This window comes from Photobacterium lutimaris (genome assembly GCF_003025555.1).
Classification (GTDB): Bacteria; Pseudomonadota; Gammaproteobacteria; order Enterobacterales; family Vibrionaceae; genus Photobacterium; species Photobacterium lutimaris.
Map to the genome: position 1 here is coordinate 1,243,723 of NZ_PYMH01000001.1, position 23,370 is coordinate 1,267,092.

At 44.4% G+C, this 23,370-nt stretch carries 21 protein-coding genes; 16 read left to right on the top strand and 5 right to left on the bottom strand.

Features of this window, described 5'->3' with window-relative positions; genetic code table 11:
* Positions 1-327 precede the first annotated feature (327 nt).
* The gene (locus tag C9I99_RS05400) at positions 328-1,371 is read left to right on the top strand and encodes a GMP reductase (RefSeq protein WP_107347781.1); all 1,044 of its coding nucleotides are present in this window, start codon (positions 328-330) and stop codon (positions 1,369-1,371) included.
* Positions 1,372-1,449: 78 nt separating this feature from the next.
* Here C9I99_RS05400 and C9I99_RS05405 read toward each other — a convergent pair whose 3' ends face one another.
* On the bottom strand, positions 1,450-2,109 hold the full coding sequence (locus C9I99_RS05405; protein WP_338069671.1) for a Crp/Fnr family transcriptional regulator: 660 nt from the start codon (positions 2,107-2,109) through the stop codon (positions 1,450-1,452).
* 220 nt (positions 2,110-2,329) lie between these two features.
* Between C9I99_RS05405 and add the strand changes: the two genes are divergently transcribed.
* Entirely contained in the window at positions 2,330-3,325 is a 996-nt protein-coding gene (gene add, locus C9I99_RS05410) for an adenosine deaminase (protein ID WP_107347783.1), read from the top strand.
* A gap of 123 nt (positions 3,326-3,448) precedes the next feature.
* On the opposite strand, the gene C9I99_RS05415 is transcribed toward add, so the two are convergent.
* Complete coding sequence (locus C9I99_RS05415) at positions 3,449-4,354, bottom strand: LysR family transcriptional regulator (RefSeq protein ID WP_107347784.1); 906 nt, start codon at positions 4,352-4,354, stop codon at positions 3,449-3,451.
* Positions 4,355-4,493: 139 nt separating this feature from the next.
* On the opposite strand from C9I99_RS05415, the gene C9I99_RS05420 reads away from it, so the two are divergent.
* From C9I99_RS05420 to C9I99_RS05435, 4 genes are all read left to right on the top strand, one after another.
* Positions 4,494-5,498 carry a zinc-binding alcohol dehydrogenase family protein gene (locus tag C9I99_RS05420; protein WP_107347785.1) on the top strand — a complete coding sequence of 335 codons (1,005 nt, stop codon included), beginning with the start codon at positions 4,494-4,496 and terminating at the stop codon, positions 5,496-5,498.
* A 277-nt stretch (positions 5,499-5,775) separates the two neighbouring features.
* A complete protein-coding gene (locus C9I99_RS05425) occupies positions 5,776-6,819 on the top strand; it encodes a GMP reductase (RefSeq protein WP_107347786.1) in 1,044 nt (347 codons plus the stop codon).
* Positions 6,820-7,254: 435 nt separating this feature from the next.
* Positions 7,255-8,928 (top strand): DUF1800 domain-containing protein, encoded by a 1,674-nt coding sequence (locus C9I99_RS05430; RefSeq protein WP_107347879.1) that lies wholly within the window; start codon positions 7,255-7,257, stop codon positions 8,926-8,928.
* Positions 8,925-10,235 carry a DUF1501 domain-containing protein gene (locus tag C9I99_RS05435; protein WP_107347787.1) on the top strand — a complete coding sequence of 437 codons (1,311 nt, stop codon included), beginning with the start codon at positions 8,925-8,927 and terminating at the stop codon, positions 10,233-10,235. Before C9I99_RS05430 ends, C9I99_RS05435 begins: the two co-directional genes overlap by 4 nt.
* 224 nt (positions 10,236-10,459) lie before the next feature.
* On the opposite strand, the gene C9I99_RS05440 is transcribed toward C9I99_RS05435, so the two are convergent.
* Positions 10,460-11,332 carry an alpha/beta fold hydrolase gene (locus C9I99_RS05440; protein ID WP_107347788.1) on the bottom strand — a complete coding sequence of 291 codons (873 nt, stop codon included), beginning with the start codon at positions 11,330-11,332 and terminating at the stop codon, positions 10,460-10,462.
* Between the two features lie 330 nt (positions 11,333-11,662).
* Here C9I99_RS05440 and C9I99_RS05445 point away from each other — a divergent pair, with 330 nt between their 5' ends.
* The 6 genes from C9I99_RS05445 (at position 11,663) to C9I99_RS05470 (ending at position 19,246) form a co-directional block, all read left to right on the top strand.
* Positions 11,663-12,136: a GNAT family N-acetyltransferase gene (locus C9I99_RS05445; RefSeq protein ID WP_107347789.1), complete on the top strand. Its 474-nt coding sequence runs from the start codon at positions 11,663-11,665 to the stop codon at positions 12,134-12,136.
* A gap of 335 nt (positions 12,137-12,471) precedes the next feature.
* The gene (locus tag C9I99_RS05450) at positions 12,472-13,206 is read left to right on the top strand and encodes a hypothetical protein (protein ID WP_133638298.1); all 735 of its coding nucleotides are present in this window, start codon (positions 12,472-12,474) and stop codon (positions 13,204-13,206) included.
* A gap of 80 nt (positions 13,207-13,286) precedes the next feature.
* A complete protein-coding gene (locus C9I99_RS05455; protein ID WP_107347791.1) occupies positions 13,287-13,760 on the top strand; it encodes a hypothetical protein in 474 nt (157 codons plus the stop codon).
* A gap of 628 nt (positions 13,761-14,388) precedes the next feature.
* Positions 14,389-15,330 (top strand): hypothetical protein, encoded by a 942-nt coding sequence (locus tag C9I99_RS05460; protein ID WP_107347792.1) that lies wholly within the window; start codon positions 14,389-14,391, stop codon positions 15,328-15,330.
* 469 nt (positions 15,331-15,799) lie between these two features.
* Complete coding sequence (locus tag C9I99_RS05465; RefSeq protein ID WP_107347793.1) at positions 15,800-16,294, top strand: YcxB family protein; 495 nt, start codon at positions 15,800-15,802, stop codon at positions 16,292-16,294.
* Between the two features lie 297 nt (positions 16,295-16,591).
* Positions 16,592-19,246: a molybdopterin-dependent oxidoreductase gene (locus tag C9I99_RS05470; protein ID WP_107347794.1), complete on the top strand. Its 2,655-nt coding sequence runs from the start codon at positions 16,592-16,594 to the stop codon at positions 19,244-19,246.
* Positions 19,247-19,300: 54 nt separating this feature from the next.
* Here C9I99_RS05470 and C9I99_RS05475 read toward each other — a convergent pair whose 3' ends face one another.
* Positions 19,301-20,194, bottom strand: coding sequence for a LysR family transcriptional regulator (locus C9I99_RS05475; protein ID WP_107347795.1), 894 nt, complete (start codon positions 20,192-20,194; stop codon positions 19,301-19,303).
* A 109-nt stretch (positions 20,195-20,303) separates the two neighbouring features.
* On the opposite strand from C9I99_RS05475, the gene C9I99_RS05480 reads away from it, so the two are divergent.
* The 3 genes from C9I99_RS05480 to C9I99_RS27150 all read left to right on the top strand — a co-directional run bounded on the left by C9I99_RS05480 (position 20,304) and on the right by C9I99_RS27150 (position 22,603).
* Positions 20,304-20,732 (top strand): carboxymuconolactone decarboxylase family protein, encoded by a 429-nt coding sequence (locus C9I99_RS05480; protein WP_107347796.1) that lies wholly within the window; start codon positions 20,304-20,306, stop codon positions 20,730-20,732.
* A 184-nt stretch (positions 20,733-20,916) separates the two neighbouring features.
* On the top strand, positions 20,917-22,287 hold the full coding sequence (locus C9I99_RS05485) for an FAD-binding oxidoreductase (protein WP_107347797.1): 1,371 nt from the start codon (positions 20,917-20,919) through the stop codon (positions 22,285-22,287).
* 148 nt (positions 22,288-22,435) lie between these two features.
* Entirely contained in the window at positions 22,436-22,603 is a 168-nt protein-coding gene (locus tag C9I99_RS27150) for a hypothetical protein (protein WP_166645527.1), read from the top strand.
* Positions 22,604-22,886: 283 nt separating this feature from the next.
* Here C9I99_RS27150 and C9I99_RS05490 read toward each other — a convergent pair whose 3' ends face one another.
* Positions 22,887-23,099, bottom strand: coding sequence for a hypothetical protein (locus C9I99_RS05490; RefSeq protein ID WP_107347798.1), 213 nt, complete (start codon positions 23,097-23,099; stop codon positions 22,887-22,889).
* 194 nt (positions 23,100-23,293) lie between these two features.
* Between C9I99_RS05490 and C9I99_RS27400 the strand changes: the two genes are divergently transcribed.
* Positions 23,294-23,370 (top strand): transposase (locus C9I99_RS27400; RefSeq protein WP_244916300.1); only part of this gene is annotated, 77 nt, incomplete at its 3' end.

Sequence of the window (23,370 nt, forward strand, 5' to 3'; positions counted from 1 at the left end):
AGGCTCTGTATGGGCCTTTTTTATTGCCTAAAATTCATAAACAACAAGAGCTGAAGAGACATTAAGCAAAACATTGATATTTGGTGAAAATTCAACCAAGGAGTGAGGATAAAGTGAAGAAAGCGTGGGTACTATCTTTTTAAAGGTAACACAAAAAAAATTATATTATTAGACTTGTTAAAAAACTTTCTCAGCCTATAATTCTGAAAACCGGAGCGTCTGCCAACGCTCCGGTTTTTTTGTGCCTGCAACATGGTGTATAGGATTGCTGTCTGCCAACAGCTACCGACCATGTGGCAATATTCGATAAGATTTAAGGAATTACCAATGCGTATCGAACAAGACTTGAAACTGGGCTTTAAAGATGTACTGTTTCGTCCAAAACGTTCAACCCTAAAAAGTCGTTCTCAAGTTGAATTAACCCGCGATTTTACATTCAAGCATAGTGGTCGTCAATGGTCTGGTGTACCAATTATTGCTGCTAATATGGATTCCGTCGGTAGTTTCGAAATGACCGCTTCCCTGGCTAAGCACGGTGTAATGACCGCGGTTCACAAACACTACACTGTGGCTGACTGGGCTGAGTTTGTAAAAAACAGCGACGCAAGCGTGCTGAACAACGCAATGGTTTCTACTGGTACGTCTGAAGCTGACTTCCAGAAAACTAAAGATGTAATGGCACTTTCTGATGACCTTATCTTTATCTGTATCGATATCGCCAACGGTTACTCTGAGCACCTTGTACAGTACGTGCAAAAAGTACGTGCGGAATTCCCAGACAAAGTGATCAGCGCGGGTAACGTTGTTACCGGTGATATGGTAGAAGAGCTTATCCTTGCGGGTGCTGACATTGTTAAAGTCGGTATCGGCCCGGGCTCAGTCTGTACCACTCGCGTTAAAACGGGTGTGGGTTACCCTCAGCTGTCTGCCATCATCGAGTGTGCCGACGCTGCACACGGCCTAGGTGGTCGCATCATCGGTGACGGTGGTTGTGCCTGTGCCGGTGACGTTGCTAAAGCGTTCGGTGGCGGTGCTGATTTCGTGATGCTTGGCGGTATGCTGGCGGGTCACGAAGAGAGCAACGGTGAAGTTATCGAGCAAGACGGTAAAATGTTCATGAAGTTCTACGGCATGTCTTCTCAAAGCGCGATGGACAAGCACTCGGGCGGTGTTGCCAAGTACCGTGCAGCAGAAGGTAAAACCGTACTACTGCCATACCGTGGCCCTGTTGAGAACACTATCCAGGACATCATGGGTGGCGTACGTTCTACGTGTACTTACGTAGGCGCAGCGCAGCTAAAAGAGCTGACCAAGCGTACAACGTTTATCCGCGTACAAGAGCAAGAAAATAACGTATTCGGTAAAGAATAAGGTTTTCGGTAAAGAGTAATTACCACTCTTTAGCTAAAATATGATTTTGCAAAGGCCACTGATGTGGCCTTTGTTTTGTTATTGTTGGCATTGATTCAAATAGTCTACCAGTCGATCAAGGTTAACCGGGATGATCGAAGAGTTGTCCTCCCCTTTCTTCACTAAGCCCTCTTTTATAAGCTCATGAATAATTCGGGTATAGGCTCTATCAGTACAACCAAACCTTTGTGCCTCCTGATACATATAGACATGGCTCAACGATCTGCTTTCAGTCGTGCAGCGATTGACAATATCTTTGACGATATTGAACTTTAGCGGGTATAAAGATCGCTCGATTGCAATGTTCATTGACGATTGATACATGTTTGCCATTCGGTGGTTCATCCAAAATGCTATCGTCGCATCTTGTAGCAAGATCTCCGAGAACCGCTCTTTGGGTATAACCACTAATTCAGTGGTCGCCGTTGCCACTACATCAAATGAACATAGGTTACCCGAGAAAAACTCAATCTCTCCGAAAAAGTTATCTTCTATATAGTAGTCACCCAAGCTGAGCGTTTTACCATTTAGCGCTGTGTGTAAAAGCATAAATTGAGCAGCCGCAGACCAATACACCTCAGTGACTTCGTGTTCCTGTCTAACGATATAATCGCCCTTATATCGCGTTATGCGCCGGAAGTTCTCATTCTTAACTAACTGACGAAACCGTTCTGGCCCTTTGCTCAGAATTTCAGACATATCCATCTTGTGTAAACTGTATCCAACCTATCAAATTGTGAAATAAAACTTGTCACACCCGGACAATTGTCCTGCTATTAACCCCAAGCTATTCTTTAAGCTAATGTTCATAAGCTCAGGGAGCAAATAGCTTCCTGCATTATTGCGTATACTCATAATGATTAACTGCAATCTGGGGAGCTTTGTGTTTCCCAGATTATACATTGTTAGGACAACACTAATGAATTACTTCGACCTGCCGAAAATTGATCTTCATTGCCACCTAGATGGTAGCGTTAGACCGCAGACTGTTATCGACTTGGCCAAACAACAACACATCACTCTACCTAGTTATGATGTTGATGAAGTCAATGCATTGATGGTTGCTCCCGAAACTTGCTCTGACCTGCCTGAATACCTCAGTCGCTTTGACCTACCTGTTTCGGTAATGCAAACCGCAGAGAGCTTGGAGCGTATATCCTTTGAGCTGTTTGAAGATGCAGCCAAAGAAAACGTAAAGTACTTGGAAGTTCGCTTCGCCCCTCAACTTCATATTCAAAAAGGGCTGACCTATGAGCAAATCATTGCCAGCGCTGTAAAAGGGATGAAAAAGGCTGAAGCTCAGTATGATATTAAGGGTAACTATATCCTTTCGATGGTGAAGTTCTTGCCTTCGGACACCATCAACCAAGTTATTGATGCTGGCGTTGGCTTACTCAACCAAGGCGTCGTTGCATTTGACCTTGCAGGTAGCGAACTGGATGGGTTCTCCCACGACTATGCGACCTACGCACAATATGCGAAAGACAAAGGGTACAGAGTTACCATTCACGCCGGTGAGCAAGGCAGTGGACAAAATGTCTATGAAGCTATTTCTATCCTAGGTGCAGAGCGCATTGGTCATGGCGTCGCGATAAAAGATCATAAAGAAGCATACAACCTAGTGAAGCAAGAGGATGTAGCTCTTGAAACTTGCCCAAGCAGCAATGTTCAAACTAAAGCGATCAGTGAACTTGCCCTTCACCCGATTAAAGCGTTTTACCAAGATGGTGTGCCTGTGACTATCAACACTGACAACCGCACGGTATCCAACACCACAATGACTGATGAAGTTCGCAAGGTGATGGAACAATTTGAGCTAAGCGTTGACGATTACTATGAAATCTACAAGATGAGTGTTCAGCATTCCTTCGCATCAGATGACGTTAAGCAAGACCTGATGAAACTGGCTAAGTAACGCCTAAGTAATACACCATCATGGTTACCGAAAAGTAACCATGATGGACTTTTTCCCTCGTATATCATTGACTATCTAATATTTCTTGCTAAATAGCGCACTTATTATCTGAAATCGGGTTTATTATAGCGATGAAACATGTTTCTTTACTTTACCTGCAAGGAACTCTCTTAGCGCCTGAATTTGAGGGTTGATGACCCGGCGACTCGCACACACTAAATATAAAGGCGCAGGCTCAGTCTCTCTCCCTATATCAATTTCAAGCAAACGCCCTTGCTGTAGGTCATCTTTCACATCTAATAATGATTTATACGCAATACCTTTCCCGGCAAGGGCCCATCGCCTAACTGCCTCCCCATCATTGGCATAGCGATTTCCTTTTACCACTAAGATCTGCTCTTGCCCTTGGTTAAAAAACCGCCAACGGTTATACAAGCTCTCACCCAAGGCAAAACAGAGACAGTTATGTTTCACCAACTCATGAGGGGAATCTGGATAGCCATACTCAGAGAGATAATCAGGCGATGCGCACAAAATACGTTTATTCCCTCCAGCAATGGGCAAGGCAACCAGTGAAGAATCACTGGGTTCACCATAGCGTAAGGCGACATCAACAGGCTGTGTATACATGTCCGCAAGCCCATCGGTTAACTGAATTCTGACGTCTAACTTCGGATGCAAATCCATGAACTCATCGATCCAACCCAACAAAAGATTCCGGCCGCAGTCTGACGGCATAGACAGCTTAATTACACCCTGAAATTCTGCCTGCCCTTCGCTAATAGCACCGCATGCTTCTGTCATTAGCCCTACAGCTTGCTCGCAATAATTAAGGAATTGCTCCCCTTGCTGAGTAAGGCGTAAATTCCGAGTTGAGCGAATAAATAATAAGGCACCAACTTCATTTTCTAACCGCTTTAATGCCGCACTTGCTGCTGCTGGCGTGATATCCATGTTTCTAGCTGCCGCAGAAAGACTATGTCGCCTTGCAGTCTCAATAAAAATCTTAAGATCGTTGAGAGCCTTCATCGCACGCCTTATTTTCAAATAATATTTGAAAGTAAATCAAACCGACGATGGTTTTTCAAATTTTCATTGTCAAATAAACTTCAATCATAGATTTGATAAAGCACCTACCCTTTTGAAAGGGAAGCTAAAGGAGAACACCATGAAAGCGGTCGGCTATCAACAATCACTACCCATTACTGAATCGCAATCTCTGATTGATATTACCCTGCCAGAGCCTATTACTTCGGGCACTGACATTTTGGTTGAAGTAAAAGCAATCTCGGTCAACCCGGTTGATACCAAAGTTCGAATGCGTGTGGCACCAGAACAGGGCCAATACAAGGTCCTTGGTTGGGATGCTGCGGGTATCGTCAAATCGGTCGGTCCCGATGTAACACTCTTTAAACCAGGAGATAAAGTCTGGTATGCCGGTGATCTTACCCGCTCAGGCACTAACGCCGAATACCAGCTGGTTGATGAGAAAATTGTTGGCCATATGCCAAAAAGCTTAGGGTTTTCGCAAGCAGCAGCCTTGCCGCTGACAACCATCACCGCATGGGAAATGCTGTTTGACCGTTTGGAAGTAGAAAAAGACAGTAACAAAAAGCTACTTATTATCGGGGCTGCCGGTGGCGTGGGCTCAATTATGGTCCAACTGGCGAAAACGATGACGAACTTAACCGTTATCGGCACGGCCTCTCGCCCTGAAACGCAGTCATGGTTAACTGAACTCGGAGCCGATCATGTTATCAACCACCGTGAATCTCTGAGCAAACAACTTGCCGACAAAGGTCTTGGCGACGTCGATTATGTCGTGGGTCTAACCAATTCTGACGATCACCTCAGCGAGATTGTTGAGTCTATCAAGCCACAAGGAAAATTCGGCCTGATTGATGATCCGGCCTCTTTCGACATATTGCAACTCAAGCGTAAAAGCATCTCTCTGCATTGGGAGTTTATGTATACCCGCTCACTATTTGGCACTGAAGACATGATTGAGCAGCATCATTTGCTCAACAGTGTTGCAAAAATGGTCGATGACGGGAATATAAAATCAACAGTCGCTCACCAAGGTGGGGGAATTTGTGCTGAAAACTTAAAGAAAGCACATGCGCTTTTAGAATCACAAAAAGCATTGGGCAAGATTGTACTTGAAGGGTTTTAGTTTAAAATCAATAAACTAGGCGCTATAGGTTGAGCTTTTACGAAGGTGTAGTTAGGAAGATACTATGCAGCACTCAAGGTGCTATCTCTGTAAAGGTAACACAAAAAAAATCATATTATTAGACTTGTTAAAAAACTTTCTCAGCCTATAATGCTGAAAACCGGAGCGTCTGCCAACGCTCCGGTTTTTTTGTGCCTGCAACATGGTGTATAGGATTGCTGTCTGCCAACAGCTACCGACCATGTGGCAATATTCGATAAGATTTAAGGAATTACCAATGCGTATCGAACAAGACTTGAAGCTGGGTTTTAAAGATGTACTGTTTCGTCCAAAACGTTCAACCCTAAAAAGCCGTTCTCAAGTTGAATTAACCCGCGATTTTACATTCAAGCATAGCGGTCGTCAATGGTCTGGTGTGCCAATTATTGCTGCTAATATGGATTCTGTCGGTAGCTTCGAAATGACCGCGGCCCTTGCCAAGCACGGCGTAATGACTGCCGTTCACAAGCACTACACCGTTGCTGACTGGGCTGCATTCGTTGAAACCAACGACGCAAGCGTGCTGAACAACGCAATGGTTTCTACTGGTACGTCTGAAGCTGACTTCCAGAAAACCAAAGATGTGATGGCCCTTTCTGATGACCTTATCTTCATCTGTATCGATATCGCCAACGGTTACTCCGAGCACCTTGTACAGTACGTGCAAAAAGTACGTGCGGAATTCCCAGACAAAGTGATCAGCGCGGGTAACGTTGTTACCGGTGATATGGTAGAAGAGCTTATCCTTGCGGGTGCTGACATTGTTAAAGTCGGTATCGGCCCAGGCTCAGTCTGTACCACTCGCGTTAAAACGGGTGTGGGTTACCCTCAGCTATCTGCCATCATCGAGTGTGCCGACGCTGCACACGGCCTAGGTGGTCGCATCATCGGTGACGGTGGTTGTGCCTGTGCCGGTGACGTTGCTAAAGCGTTCGGTGGCGGTGCTGATTTCGTGATGCTTGGCGGTATGCTGGCGGGTCACGAAGAGAGCAACGGTGAAGTTATCGAGCAAGACGGTAAAATGTTCATGAAGTTCTACGGCATGTCTTCTCAAAGCGCGATGGACAAGCACTCAGGCGGTGTTGCCAAGTACCGTGCGGCAGAAGGTAAAACCGTACTACTGCCATACCGTGGCCCTGTTGATAACACTATCCAGGACATCATGGGTGGCGTACGTTCGACGTGTACTTACGTAGGCGCAGCACAACTAAAAGAGCTGACCAAGCGCACAACGTTTATCCGCGTGCAAGAGCAGGAAAACAACGTATTCGGTAAAGAATAAGTCGATTAACAACATCGACTTATGTTGAAACAACCATAATTTGATATTGCCTCTTCCCTCACCATCATTGAGTAAGCCTATTGCTCATGAGGAAAGGGGCAATTTATGGCTATCTTATCTTTCTTCTTACATCAACTCTCTGCTGGATCGCCCTAATTCGCAAGGCAAGAGTACTCAACTATGTACCCTACTCGCTCACCAAGTTCGTTTTATCTCACCTTTTGCGGGAGATAGGTCCCCCCTATCTTTTTCTTTTGTGAGGCTATTTGGGTACGCATATATTGTATTCAGCGATGTGACTTAAGTTATTTTGATAACTTATTGGCAAATGTGAACCCGTCGCACAGTTTATATTGGGTTAGATTGCTGTAAATGATGATCTTCGTTAGTGTGCGGCAAAATTATCTGCAGAATAAGGTTTCTGAGTTGTTTTCCATGTTAAAACGTTGTGGCTTCAAATCATGTATATGCTTCCTTGGTCTTTCACTGCTCTCGGCATGTGGCGGAGGAGGTGAAAGTGGTTCGGGAAATGGTGGTGTTCAGCCTCCTATCCCCCCTGAGCCGATCCCCCTGACACAAGATCAACGTTATGACCTTCTCTATCGGTCGACATTTGGTCCTCAACCGGACTCCTATCAAGAATTAACAAACTTAGGCTATGTGGCTTGGCTAGATAAGCAGTTTTCTATGGCCCCAAGTTTGCACTCAACACGTCTGAAAGAGTATCCACTGGAGGGTGATACCGACAGTTACAACCAAGCAGATCGCGCGGCAGTTTGGTGGGATCTCAGCCTGAATGCGCCAGATCAACTACGACAGCGTGTCGCGTTTGCATTGAGTGAAATTTTCGTGATTTCACGATATGGCGCTAGCTTGGGTGGCCGAGCACTTGAGATGACCGACTACTACGACATGCTCATCACACATGCTTTTGGCAATTATCGTGATCTGATTGAATCAGTGACGCTGCATGCCGCGATGGGTGATTACTTGTCAATGATGGCTAATCAAAAGGCAGACCCAGAGCGTAATCGCTACCCTGATGAAAACTATGCACGCGAAGTGATGCAATTGTTTAGCATCGGGCTCTATGAATTAAACCCTGACGGCACGGAGCAACTGGATAGCCAAGGGCAGCTGATTCCAACTTACTCGCAAGATGATATTGAAAACCTTGCACGCGTCTTTACCGGTTGGCACATCGCAGAGAAAAACCAACCATGGTGGGGGTCTAAGGATGGGAATTGGTTCTTGCCAATGGTCGCTTATCCTGAGCATCATGACGATGAAGAAAAGGTGGTGATGGGAGAGGTATTTGCACAAGGACAAACCGCCGAGCAAGATATGGCACAGGCGATGGATATGTTGCTTAATCACTCGAACACCGCCCCGTTGATCAGTAAGCATCTTATCCAAAGATTGGTGACGTCGAACCCTTCTCCAGCTTATGTTGCCCGAGTTAGTGCACTCTTCGCCGATAATGGTGAGGGAGTAAGAGGTGATCTTGAAGCGGTAATCCGCGGGGTTCTTACTGATAGCGAAGCACTTAGCGGTGATGAGCGATCGCCCGTTAAGATGAAAGAGCCGTTGATAGCGATGACCAATTTTTTCCGCGCCTTAGAGGCTAAATCAGCCGATCCTTCGGGGCGCTTCCATAACTCCATTGGCACGTTTGGGTCATACGGACAATCTCCACTTGGCTCGCCAAGTGTGTTCAATTTCTTCTCTCCAGATTACGCCCCGAATGGTGAGATCGCTGCCGCCAATGACGTTGCGCCAGAGTTTGAGATTCTGAGCTGGAACAACTTTATTCTCACCAATAATCAGCTTTGGGCAGCAACTGGCCGAACAGATTACGAGGGAGAAGATAACCCTAATCGCATTGTCATTAATACCGCGCCTTTAGAAGCGATTGCCAATGATCACTCGGCATTGGTCGATGAGATAGAGAGGCGTCTGCTTTCTCAAAGAATGAGTGAGCCGCTTAGAGGCATCGTACTAGAAGGATTAGAAGATCTTCGCGATACACAGCAAAGTTTAAAGGTCCGCAATGCACTCTATATTGTCGTGACGAGCCAAGAGTTTCATATTGAGGAGTTAGCCCAATGATTACACGTCGTCAATTGTTAGCGGCTATGGCCTCGACACCGCTTGTCTCGATGATGGGCACCGGCTCTGCACATGCGCTGCCAAATAATGATTATAAAGCCCTTGTTTGTGTGTTTTTGTTTGGCGGGAATGATGGCTTTAACATGTTGGTGCCCAACGATAATGCACACTATGATGAGTACGCGACTGCTCGTCCAGATATTGCCATCTCACAAGCATCATTATTGCCTTTGTCGTTGAATACGGGGTCAGATCTGACATTGGGTTTACACCCATCAATGGTCGATGTTCAAAGCCTTTTCAACAGTGGCAAAATGGTCGCCATTGCGAACAGCGGTGTATTGATAGAGCCTTCAACGAAAGCGGGTTTAGAGGATGGAACAAACGCGATGCCACCCTTTTTATTCTCTCACAATTCACAACAAGCTGAATGGCAACGCGGTTGGTCTGGCAGTACCACAACGTTAGGCTGGGCGGGGCGATTGATGGATGTGCTCAGTAGCGATACTGACGCAATTAGCCCAACGTTTAGTCTTAATGGGTATGCTCAGCTACTGAATGGCAGCGATCATAGTGCTAACCTTATTAATGCATCATCACTGCCTCAAGTGAATGCCATCAATAACGTTCAGCGCCGTAAGAGCTTTGATCAGGTGATGAATCTATCCCCGCTGACGGCGTTTGGGCGAGAGTTTGATCGTGTGAAGGATGCTTCAATTTCAATACGAGATACGCTAGCAGCGGCGATTGATTCTGTGCCGATAGAAGAGCATTTTCCTGATATTTCGTTAAGTCATCAGCTACATACGGTCGCGCGATTGATCAAGTCGAGTGATCAACTTGGGCATCAGAAGCAAGTCTATTTTGTTGGCTTAGGTGGCTTTGATACACACGCCAACCAATTGGATGACCATGCGGAATTGATGAGCGCTTTGAGTCAGTCGCTTGCCGCGTTCAATCAGTCAATGGAAGCATCAGGACTGGGCGATAAAGTCACAACAATAACGATGTCTGATTTTGGTCGACGCTTAGCGAGCAATGGCACCGGAACAGACCATGGCTGGGCGAGTAATCACCTTGTGATGGGCGGCGCATTAAATAGTGGACAGTTATACGGACAGTGGCCATCGTTAATCCTTGATGGAGAAAATGATTTCAATAAAGGGCGAATGATTCCGACGACTTCCGTTGAACAAATTGGTGCGACAATCGCGAAATGGATGGGAGTGAGGAGTGACAGTGCAATGGCTCATATCTTTCCAAACTTAGCTAATTTCCCGGTACAAGATTTAGGGTTCTTGAAATAATTGAGCTTGAATGTTCATCAGAACCGCCAGTACAAAAGCACTCGCCGATTTACCTACGGGTGCTTGATAGCTTGTTTTTGGTTAGTGCGGAATACCGACAATTCTCGGCAGTTGAGCAATTGCAATAATTGTTCAACTGCCCATTCTTTCTTTGAGCTGCTCTCACTTTGCAAAGTCACCACTATTCCACCATACACAATGATTGGTTAATTACACCAAGGCGGCTACTCTACAGACTTAATTGCTTCCATCAGGGTTTTGTTGAACTCATTAGGTTTTTCTAACATTGGGAAGTGTCCTGAGTCTTCAATATAATAAATACTGTAGTCTTTAATGTGTTTCTTATTCTCTTCCGAGTTCGTTGGCCATAATCGAGCATTCACCAGCACTACCGGCACATTAACACTCTCATACACGCGACGGGCTTCACCGCTGACATACTGGCCTAAGTAATGACGAAATTGGTTGATAGCGATAGCGGGTGGTGCAGATGCCATATCTTCCGTTACCCAATAAAGCAATTTTTCGTCTACCTCTAGTGGTAGCGAGTCCTTTACGAATACTGTCATCCCTTGTTGAAAGTCATCTTCAAAGGGTTTGGTCATTAGATCAAGGTCGTCTTGTGATAACTCTATAGCCACATTCTGTGAAGTATCGACACCAATAATGCCAATCACTTTATTAGGCATTAGCTTCGCCGCTTCGGCGATAACTCCGCCCCCCATTGAGTGCCCCACTAAGATGACAGAGTCTAGGTTTTCTTTCTCAATCACAGCTTTAATATCATGAGCAAAAGAGAGCATGGTGAACTCTTTTCGGTTAAACGATGAGTGTCCATGTCCCGCTAAGTCCATCGAGATCACTTTGTATTCTTCTGAAAAATAACCAATTTGGTTTTGCCATAGCCTGCTATCTAAACTCCAACCGTGAATGAAGATAAGCGCAGTTCCCTTGCCCTCAGTTACGCTATAAGCGATTTTCTCCGCATCATTAGAGGTTGCGACACCATACTTAACGGCGCTATTGCTGGCTAAAGCCATCACGCTGTTGAATGACATGAATACCAAGAATGCCATCGTCAAAATTAAACGTTTCATAGTTTCTCTCTGTTTACCTTCTAAGAGCACACACGTAGCGCCCTCTTCTCAATATAGTTACTATGAACTATGAAGTTATAGACAGGTCAAGATTGATTTAGTAAGACATAGAGTAACGCCAATTAGGCAAATGAACGGTAGTTAAGGTGAGCAAAATTGGTTCAACCCATCCGCTGTCATAAGCTGGCTCAGATCTGCCCCTTTATGGTTTAGAGCTCACAACTTTGCTTACAGAAACCATTGAGTTTGACTTAGTTTTCCTTATGTAGATATTCTGACCATCTGTAATGCTGATTGAATAAGCTAAGAGTTGAATTCAAGGGAACGATTATGCAGGTAAGTTGCAGGTTACTTGGTAAAAACGATAGTAGTGCGTATAAAGTGCTGAGGCTGGAGAGTCTTCAGTTGCACCCAGAGCTCTACGGGGCAAGCTTTAAAGAGCAGTCTGAGTTAAATAAACTTTACTTTCAAACGTTGCTGGAAGAGGAAAGTGAGCAAGGAGCGATGATAGGTGCTTTCATCGGTGAAAAGCTCGTGGGTTTATGCGGGCTATTGTCTCTGGAGGGGGGTAGGTCGCTAGAAGTTGTACAGATGTATGTGTCGCAAGCATTCAGGGGTAGATCACTTGGAGGTATCATGCTTCAAAGAGCAAAATCTGTACTTGATTCAAGAGTTGAAAACGAGCTCACCTTGACAGTGTATAAACTTAACACCGCAGCGATTGAGTTATACCAAAAATCAAAGTTTGAGCTCGTTGACCAGTCTGAGAAAGAGTACCGTATGAGCTACCAATGCTCAAAATAGTCGATATCTAGGGCGGTGAGTTGAGGCATACATGTCAGTCGGGCTACCAAATTTATGCCCCATTGTCACTTAGGCAGCACTGATCACTAAGTTGTGTGAACATGAACTTGACATACTTTAACTAATAACTGCAATGTATCTGGTGTCGTAGGCAAGCACGGCTTAACGGTGCTGATTTTTGTCTCATTGATATTCTTACTTGAATTACATATCGTAACAATAAACTCATCTAAAACAGTTGCTTATACATCTCTCACTCTCTGATAATATGCATTTTAATGCACCATTTGGAGGTTTTGAGTAAAATGAATACTTGCACTAAGTATGTAGCCACAATGTTTATTGCAACTACGCTTGCAGGTTGCGGTGGAGGCAGTTCAAGCGGTGGAAATGAATCAGGTAACACTACTCGTAGTGATTTTGGTTTGTATGTAACAGATAATGGTACGGATACCACTCCCTTTAGTGTCACTTTGACAAAAAATGGAACAATGATTGTTGCTCATAACGAAAACGTTGATGGAAGTATACCAATAGCTTTAACTGGGTTTACAGTCGTATCAAGTAAAACCGAAGCAATAGACCATGAGTTTTACGTATATGATACAAGCAGAACACAAAAGTTCACTGGAAATATAAGCATCCCTCACACTGGTGGTAATTTAGGAGAGGTGTTGCCGTTTCAATTTAGTGTTTCAGAACTTGATATAAACATTTCTGACTTATTTGTATATTACCCTACTGAAGACATACCAAACGACCATAGCCTTCTGAATAAGAACTACATACAATATGATGGCTATGCATCTTACGAATATTTAGGGGATCGTAGGTTTACAATTAGACACCATCTGACTGGCTGTGAAGTTACTTCCATTGCATCAAACTCTGGTCTAAGTAATCCAGAACAAAGTCATTATGACATCAAAGTTTTGTCATCTAACTGTGAAACAGATGCACACTCCACTGGCTTGTTATCAGTGACACAAAACCCATTTGGCTACATCTTGTCAGCTTCAATACAGATAAAAGATAAATTGATTGGTTTTGGTGGTCTAGCAATAGATTAGGGCAGAAGGAATTATTTTCATCATGTTGATTGAATTATTAAGCAAAGCTATTGACGCTTGAATTATAGTAGAGAGTACACGTGGAAATTATAGTATCAATTGTCCTATTTATTGTTGCTGCACGCCTATTTGGGTTTGCGTTAGGTTATGTATTAAATAAGTTACTTAATGTACGCTACTACATCAATCGAACCTTGCTTCGTAGCCATGAAGGTATGAATCTTTCATCAAAAGATTTCTTTATATTTTGGGCATCCCTTGATGTTATAGTGATATTTGCCATTTTGTACAAATACGTTAATGTTGTCGATTTAACTTGGCTTTATATCGTAATGGTTATTTCTTTTTTGGTTGTATTTGGCTTTTCTATTTACTGGATTTTTCGCAATAACTTGGGTATTCGTTCACTAATGGTCATGGTAGCAGCACTAGTCGGTGGCTTAATTGTTGTTTTAACACAAGTAATCTGTGTTCTAATGAATATTTTAACTTTAATTACGACGAGTCCTAATTATCGAGGGAGAGTATATTACCTTCCAATTAAACCATATTAAAGCTATAGATAGATGGAAATATCTCATTGTGATATTTTTTATCGATTTGATAGGTTACTTTTACTAATGCCAAATCGGTGAGCTAGAGCGGTAACTCTAGCTCACGTCTGTCCAGAGGCTTGCTGACGGAGCATGAAACACGAAAATGCCCCAAATCACTTTAGACTTTGCTTGCTTTAAGATAAAACTGAGTAGTTATAAGCCTTTCGGCGGGTAACAAAAAAACGACCTTTGATGGTCGTTTTGATGTGTGGGTGTTTATCGGCTCGCTTACTTTTGTAAGTATTTCGCTAAACGAAAGATTCTATCGACTTTGAGTGTACAAAATCCAACAAATAGAAGTGGTGTCGCGATTAACATTATTGTGGTCATTTTGCCCCCTGATCTTATATGATTGTATAATAATCATACATCTGAGGCCAAAATTTCGCAATGAGAGCGAAATATTTTGATGCCTTATGGCCTACCGTTTATTAAACATATCAGCAGCTAGTTGCTTCAAATCTTCCTCGTTATATCGCACCTGCCCGAGGCAGTTTGATGTGATTAACGTATACATTATTGATAACCCGGCACGCTGGGTTACTCTAGACCCAACGAAACAGTTTAGAAAATAAAAGGACAAAGAGTGCATAAGCTAGAAACCTATACTGACAAATCCCTTATCACTAAAAAGCAAAATAACTACCAGGTTGACGTGTACTACCGTGTAACCGTTGACTCTGAATATCGTAGCTGGTTAAAGACCGATATAGAAATTCAGGAAGAACCTGGAGTCGTACGTTTTGAGATTCCGTTTGAACAAACAGATGACGACTATTCGGAGATTTTGGCTCGCGCCGAGATGGGAGCGCAGGTAAATCTGATCACACCTAAAGGTAGTAACATCTTTGGTGATAAAAAAGGTGTGCAAATCGCACTTCTGGAAAGCCACATCAGCCAACCACTAGTAGCTAAGTATTTCTGCACTGAAGAAATCGCTGAGCAGATTGATCATGCAGCACGCTTTAAACGAGCTCTAAGTCTATTCGGTTGTGTATTCTACGGGGCTGATTACCACGATAAAACATTCCAAACACCTTATTGGGTAGAATCACTAATCCGTGGTGAGACTACACCTGCAAATTACGTTGTAGCTAACGAGACAATAAACCTAGAAGCTAGTCTTGTTGAAACGAAGTCAGAACCTCTATTTTTTACACGTCGTGCATTACTAGAATTTTTATCTCAACCACATGTTCATGAAGCCTGTGATACAGATAAACGCCCATATGAAGCTCTCAAGGGCGCTGTCACCAAGAAGCGACTTAAAGAGGTGGATTATTTCGATGTGACAAACGAAGGCGATGAGGAGCGTTTTGCTGACTCTATGTATGGTGGGTTCAAGGCATACTTTGTCGAGCGCACCGGTTACTGCTTGCGCGCACGCGAATACCCCTTTGCTGGACACTCATACCTATCTGTTAGCTCTCTAAAGCATTTTTATAGTAGTGAGAACCGGAAGAAATTTGAGAATGCTGCTAAGCCAAAAGAGAATCTAGCAAAAATCATTAAGAAAGTTTCAGGCTGAAAAATAATTAAATAATCGAATTGGAGACATAGGCCACCCTGTAGTGGATGAGTTGATTTGGCTAATCGATACGAGGATTTGCAATACCTCAGATTATCCGTCAAATGCTAATTTAGCAAAGTCACTGACACGGTTTTGTCCACAGGCGTGCCAGCACGATCACCGCTAGCATTGTGATCACCGCTAGCATGTGATCACCAAGCGATTCTGTCGTGTACGGTATCGGAATCCACGCATTAGCAAAGTAGCGAATCAATTCAAATTAAGATACGTACGTATACTCAGCTTTACCAAACACTAGGTTTAGCTGGTAATGCATCATTTAATACCACTTTGGATAGCAAACTGGCTATGGTGAGAGTAGACCCTGTCGGTATTATTGATTTACAAAAGAGGGTCAAAACAGCTAAAGAAAAGCACCGAGAAGCTATACAATACTCATTCACAGAAAACCTCAAAGTAGCCACATATGTCTAAAGATTTTGATTTCACCACAGAATACACCCTCGACAAGACCTTTTTTGCAGAGTGTTATGATCAAACTAGCCGTCCTGCTGAATTTCCAAAAACCTACTTAAAAGGAATACTTTTTCTTCTTTTTGGGGGGATTTTAGTAATATTTGAGCTACTACCCAACGGTTACGTTGGTTGGTTCTTTGTTGTTTTGAGTATCATTGAGGCGCTTAGTGTTTATTTTAAGAGAACCTGGTGGTTATGGCGACAAACACTCAGCATGAGCTCTGGCAGCAAAGTGGTATTTCATGTTGACTCTAATGGCGTGAGTTATAAAAGCGGTAAAAACACCCGTAACATCGCCTGGCGAGAAATCGATCAACTTCAACAAAGCGATTTAGGTTTTATCCTTCATATGGGTAAACAGCGCCAATATGTCAGTAAATCTTGCTTAAATGATGAAGTGATCGCGTTCATGGTAGAGCAACACGCAGTCTCAAAAATGAACTAACGTCAATGCGCGCACACATAGAGGTAATGAAACGAATACGGTTAGGTCTTCATTTTGCTTTTGATTGGAATGGTTGAGCTTCTAGCATTACCAGCTTGAGACCTCCCCTTCTCCTAGATTATGTGGGTATTTTTGAAGGCAACGTTCTTGCCGTTCACACCTTTATTATATCCATCCTCAAGATCTAACTTTCACATAATAAGCATATTAAATGCATCTTAATAATTTATACTATCCCCTCTCCTATCTCATCTATGAAAGCCTTACTGCAGGATAAGTGAGGCAACGGGTATCATCATGGCTATTTCACGTCGCGCATTCCTCAAAGCCTCTATTGCCACCGCTGTTGCGGCGACAGGCGGCTTAACCGTCTTTCACGCTTCAACCCGTTTTGATGACGCTAATACCGTTATCATTCCCCATGCTAGCCATTGGGGACCATTTAATGCCGTTGTCAAAGACGGCATCCTTATCGGCGTACAGCCATTGAAAGAGCTCGATGCCATGCCAACAGAGATGTTGACCGAAGGCATTATCAGCCGTGTATACGACAAAACTCGGGTACAGTACCCCATGGTCAGACAGTCTTATTTGGCCAACCCTAAAGGCGATACTAAGCCTCATTTACGCGGCCAAGAGCCCTTTGTACGTGTTAGCTGGGAAACAGCTTTAGCCTTAGTTGCTGATGCTATTCAGACCACGGCACAAACCCACGGCAACCAAGCCATTTTCAGTAGCTCTTATGGCGGTTGGTCCCATGCGGGGTTGATGCGACCGCAGGTATTGCAAGGACGCTTCTTTAATTTAATTGGTGGACAGAGCACCACAACAGGTGATTATTCCGGTGGTGCATCGCAAGTCATTTTGCCGCACGTCATTGGCGACATGGAGGTTTATTCACCGCAAACAGCTTGGCCTGTTATTGAGGAGCACACCGAAGTTTTCGTCCTGATCGGCTGTGATCCTTGGAAGAACAACCGTATTGAGTTTCGGGTTGCCGATCACCAAATGTACCCGCATTGGAAACGCTTTGCTGATAACGGTATGCAATTTATCTCTATCAATCCTCAATGCACGCGCACCGACGATGAGCTAAATGCCGAATGGGTGAAGATTATTCCAAACACCGACACCGCATTATTCCTCGCCATGGCATACCATGCCTACAAGCAAGGCTTGCATGACACCGAGTACCTTACCCGCTATACCGTCGGAATAGACAAGTTCATCGACCATTTACTCGGCACGCACGACGGTATTGTGAAGTCTCCCGAATGGGCAGCTGACATCACCGGTATTCCAGCCGAAGAAATAATTAAAATGACTCAGCTATTTGCTAGCCATAAAACCCAGTTTGCCGCTGGCTGGTCACTGCAACGGGCCGATCACGGTGAGATGACCCACTGGTCGATCATTAACTTCGCCGCCATGCTCGGTAAAATTGGTAAGCCTGGTGAAGGCGTGGGCTTCAGTTGGCACTACGGCAATGGTGGTATGCCGCAATCCGGCGGCACCATGCCTGTAGGGTTATCGCAGGGCAAGAATCCCGTGAGTGCGAACTGCCCAGCCTCTCGTATCTCCGACATGCTCAATCATCCGGGTACACCGTTTACCCGTGACGGTATCGAATACACCTATCCTGACGTCAAGTTGGTGTACAACGCAGGCAATAACCTTTTGTCTCACCAACAAAATACCAATGAGCTTATTGCAGCACTCAATAAACAAGTAGAAACCTTTATCTGCCAAGATCCTTGGTGGTGCGCGTCTTCACGCTTCGCCGACATTGTTCTACCGGCCACCAGCACGCTTGAGCGAGACGATTTATCATCAGGCGGTACATACAGCAATGACAAAATCTACGCCATGCGTCAGGTGATTCAGCCTTACGGGGAAAGTTTGGATGATTATGAGATCTTCCGTCGATTATCTGAAATATTCGGCGTCGAAGAGAAATTCACCGACGGCCTTACCTACCCAGAAATATTAAAGCGTGCCTACAGTGCCTCGTCTGCCACTATGCCGTTTGAAGAGTTCTGGCAACAAGGTCATAGCCCTGTTGCTGTTCCAAAAAGTGCCAATGGATGGGTCCGTCACGGTGATTTTTACCGCGAACCCGACCAATTCCCACTGCATACCACCTCAGGAAAAATCGAGCTTTTTTGCCAAGATATTGCCAATTTTAACATCAAAGATTGCCCGCCGATGCCGACCTTCTTAACCCCGTTTGAATACTTGGGCAATGCAAAAAATAACCAAGTGCATGTTGTCAGTCCACACCCATATATGCAACTGCACTCGCAAATGGCCAACGCGAAAGTGCGTGAATACGAAAATGTACAAGGGCGTCAATATGTCCTGATCAACCAGCAAGATGCTAAGCGTCGAGGGATCCGTAACGGGCAGTTAGTCGAAATATTCAATGAACGTGGCCGGGTCATCGCTGGGGCGAAAGTGTCAGACAAGATCATGCCCGGCGTGATCAGTTTGGAAGAAGGCGCTTGGCTGCAATTTGATAGCCAGGGGCGTTGCAACAGCGGCGCGATCAATGTGATCACCTCCAGCCAAGCATGCAGTGGGTTGAGCCAAGCCAACAGTGCCAATACTTGCCTAGCCTTTATTCAGCGCTGTCGCGATCCTGAATCTAAGAACTTAGCGTTTGAACCGCCGCAAGTGCTAACCGATCACAATACAGCACCTATTGCGGTTACTGATGTTACCTTAGCTGTTGAAGGGGCAGCTCACCAAGCAGAACTCAGTCCCGGTGAAGCCTTGTTTTACCAACGCTGTACCTTGTGCCATTCAGCAAAAGAGCCGCGTCAGTACACCAAAGCGCAGTGGCGTGGCATTACTAAAAGTATGTTCCCACGAGCAGGGCTTAATCCCGCTGAACGAAAAGCGGTGATGGCTTTTCTCGATGAAAACGCCAAAGATGCAGCTCCAAAACAGTAAGCCATGAGCTCAACCCAACATAAAACGCCACCTTCTTATGTGGCGTTTTTTCTGTCACGACCAATTCAAATTCTCAACCAAAAAATCGATAAACGCCCGTAAACGGATGCTCTGATGTTGCTCGGAATAATAAACAGCATTAACCGGGATGTTTTCTCGAATCCATAATGGCTGTAACACGGGAATCAATCTTCCCTCCCTAACTTCATGTTCGGCAGTAAATTGGGATAAGCACACAATTCCAAAATGATTAATCGCCATCTGCTTTAGGGTTTCACCATTATTGCTTGTTGCTATTGGGTTAGTAACGATGAACCTCTTCCCGCTACAGTCTACGAGTGGCCATTGATTCAGGTGTTCGAAGGCCATAAAACCTAAACATTGATGAGAAGCTAGGTCCTCTATCAACTCAGGAACACCGAATTGCTCCAAATAATGCGGTGATGCATATAGCCCTCTTTGTGTTTCACCCATTTTTCTGGCTCGAATGGAAGAGTCTTTTAGATGTCCTATCCGGATAGCCAAATCGATATTGCGCCCAATTAATTCAGTATTGCTCTCATTGCTGACTAAATTCACCCGAAGTTTAGGGTACTTGGATTGAAGTTTGGGTAACAAGGGAGCAATAGCATGGATTGCAAATGGTGTTGCTGCATCAACAGTAAGTTCGCCTATCGGTTCTTCATGAGCACACGAAAAGTAATGTTGAATATTCTGGTGCTCATCCAAAATCGTATACGACTTTTCTAATAGCCAACGTCCCTCTAAGGTTAGCGCAACCTGTCTCGTTGTTCGATTAAACAGGGTGATCTGTAAACTATGCTCTAGGTTTTTGATCGTCCTGCTCACCACTGAAGGGGCAATACCCTTACGCTCTGCTGCCACACTAAAGCTCTGGGTTTCAGCTACAGCGACAAAGAGTTCTAATTCACTAAGCTTTGGTGTCATAACTTCATTGATAACAAAAATGCTAATAGTTAATTAGCAATAGTAGCATTTAAGTAAAGAGGTTCACGGATTAAGCTAAAACTCATCCATTGTTAGCAGAGAGAACATCATGAAACGCGTGAATATTTACAACACTCAGCCTGAAGCCTACCACGCCATTTTTGCAGTAGAAAAATATGTGAAAGAGAGCAATCTTCAACCATTGCTAGAAGAACTCATTAGAACCCGGGTATCACAAATTAATGGTTGCGCTTATTGCATCCAAATGCACACGCAATCGGCTTTAAAAGCAGGTGAATCAACTGAGCGCTTGTTCGCCTTAACCGCATGGCGCGAATCGACAATGTTTACCAGTGAAGAGCGGGCAGCATTAGCACTGTGTGATGAAATCACGCATATTTCAAACTCAGGGGTAAGTGATGATACCTATACTTCCGCGCAACGATATTTTTCAGACGAAAAAATGGCTCAAATCATCACATTAATCTCCCTGATGAATTTATGGAACCGAATCGCAGTCTCCACCAAGATCGCATAGATACCCTCTCTTAATGAAAGGCATCTTTCGTGAGCTTTAAAACCAAAGGCTACCTTTACGTAGTCTTTTGGGCTATTTCACTTAATGCATTTACCTAAGATAGCGTGCACTGGAAAAATGCCCACGCGCAACTACAGTAATGTCTAGACCCATCACGTATGGCTACGCCATATAAGCTGACATTATGAACACTCACAAAAAGATCCTCACCAGCCAGATTCAGGGGCGTATTATCACCCCTGATGACGATAACTATGATGAAGCCCGCCAAGTATGGAATGCAATGATCGACAAGCAGCCCGCTGTTATCGTCCAGTGCTGCAATGCCTCAGATGTGCTCTCGGCGCTAAACTATGCCAAAGAGACGAACCTCGAAGTCACGGTCCGAGGTGCGGGGCATAACATCGCCGGTAACGCCATTTGCGATAACGGTCTCATGATTGATCTTTCGGAAATGAAAGCTGTGACGGTCGCTCCAGATACTAAAAGAGCACTTGTCCAACCGGGTGCTACCTTGGCAGACTTTGATGCAGCTGCGCAGCAGCATGGCCTCGCGACACCTGTCGGTATCAACTCAACGACAGGTATTTCAGGTCTGACATTGGGCGGCGGTTTTGGTTGGCTGACCCGTAAATACGGCATGACTATCGACAATTTGGTTTCAGCCCAAGTCATTACTGCTGATGGTCGACAACTAACCGCATCGGCAACTGAAAATAGCGATCTCTTTTGGGCTATCCGAGGCGGGGGCGGTAATTTTGGTATTGTGACCGAATTTGAATTCCAACTCCATTCGGTAGGTCCAGAAGTACTGGCTGGCTTAATTGTCTTTCCGTTTGAACAAGCCAAGCAGGTATTGGAACAATACCGTGAATTTACCCAAACAGCGCCTGAAGATCTCAACGTCTGGGTTGTGATGCGCCAAGCTCCACCTCTACCTTTCCTGCCTGAAGAAGTGCACGGTAAAGAGGTCATTGTTTTAGCGATTTTCTATGTAGGTGATTTGGCACAAGGAGAGAGCTTACTCGCCCCACTACGCCAATTCGGCACACCACACGGCGAGCATATCGGTGTACAACCTTATACGGCGTGGCAACAGGCCTTTGATCCGCTACTTACCGAAGGCATGCGTAACTATTGGAAGTCCCACAACTTCACTGAATTACATGACGGCGCATTAGATCTGCTGCTCCAGTATGCCGGTAACCTTCCCTCTCCACACTGTGAAATATTCATCGGTCAATTAGCGGGAGCCGCCAACGGCGTGGCCTCGGATGCAATGGCCTACAGCAGCCGTGACGCGAAGTTTGTCCTCAATGTCCATGCCCGCTGGGAAACACCAGCTGAAGATGACGCTTCTATCGATTGGGCTAGGGGTTTCTTCAAAGCGACAGCGCCCTATGCCTCTGCCGGTGCCTATGTCAACTTCATGACAGCAGAAGAAAGCGGACGCGTGACGGATGCCTATGACAGTAATTATCAGCGCTTAGTAGAAATCAAACGTCAATATGATCCTGATAACTTCTTTCACCATAACCAAAATATAAAGCCTTAATGTCATCACTTCCTAGCTAAGAAAAGGTCACTTTAAGTGGCCTTTTTTACTTACTCGACCCAGATCAAAATTCTGTAACTTAACGATGAGGTGCTTGGATACTGTGACTACACTTATAGTGAAATTCATCATTGGAAGGGGAAGCTATATGGACTTCACACAAAAGATGAAGCTACGAGGTAAAGCCGAAGAAGATCTCTACTTTGCTCAACAAGACAGTGAGCTGATTGAAGCTTTGCATGAAATGCAAAAAAACGGCGAAATCGATAGCTGGCATAAAATGCCTGAGCGTAACGACGAGCAAAATAAGCAATAAATCTTCGTCACATCCACTCTTAATGAGCTTGTCATGCTTGGATCTATTACGACGCCTCTCATTGTGAGGTAGTCATCTCGTGGTGATTATTAAACACTACCCTCTTCGGCGCTGCAGTTAACATGCTTTGACTCGTACAAAAGACTCATCGCTGTATCTTTATCTCGTGTCATCTACCGAAAACATTTATGTATCCCGCCAGTTACGTTAAACTTCACAACAACTGACAATCAAATAAGCTGTCCAAACGTCTCACAACAGTTTTAAAAGCGTAAACTGTTGTCTATCTATCATTTGGACGACTGATTTCGGTATACGCCATGCCGTTAAGTTCCACAACGGCATGGCCTGCACCGAGCAATGAAGAGTTAACAATCAATGAGCAACGCAATCCAGTGGTTTCCTGGTCACCTGAATTAAAATCCCAGAAACAACCAAGATAAATCACAAAGCTAACCATTTCAAATAGATAACCAACCCCATCATCCCAATACATTCCAGTAAATTCCACTCCAATTTAACATTTTGGTACCCCACCTGGTACCCCACCAGACTAATTTGCTATACAATGGTCTCTATTCTCTCATCTATTTAATTGTGGTTATGGCTAAACGAATTACAGATACATGAATAGCCACCTACTTGATAGACACCTTTTAGTTAGACAAAATGACTAATAAAGAGGTGCTTATGAACAGCAAACGATATCCAGAAGAATTCAAAATTGAAGCCGTAAAACAGGTTACAGAAAAAGGCCATAGCGTGGC